This window comes from Cedecea sp. B1(4), from assembly GCF_059414925.1.
Genome location: NZ_JCAHMZ010000353.1, coordinates 1 through 301, shown reverse-complemented (window position 1 = coordinate 301; position 301 = coordinate 1). Strand labels below are relative to the sequence as shown.

The window sequence follows — 301 nt, the reverse complement described above, 5'->3', positions numbered from 1 at the left end:
CAACCTGTCGTTCTGTGTGTTGATCGGGCCTCCGAGGCATAAGCCGGAGGAATTCAGCATCAGCCGATGATCGAGACCAAGTTCACCTACTTTGGGAGATATTTGATGAAAAATGGATTGCTGAATGCGCTGATGGCTGCTTCGTTGTTATTCTCCGGCAGTGTATTCGCCGGGGATTTTGTTTGGTCCGCTGGTAATGGTAGCGACTCCGTGTCAAGAAAAGGGGCGATCACAGCTGTTATGTATCGGCCGGCTAATTTTCTTGTCTCACCCTCGGGTAAAAAAATAAAGGGTGTGCAAG

General features: G+C 49.2%; 1 protein-coding gene. It reads left to right on the top strand.

Annotation, left to right across the window (positions count from 1 at the left end):
* Nucleotides 1-66: 66 nt before the first annotated feature.
* Nucleotides 67-301, top strand: a 235-nt coding sequence (locus ACR6JA_RS23255) for a hypothetical protein (RefSeq protein WP_494599896.1), incomplete at its 3' end; no start/stop codon positions are given.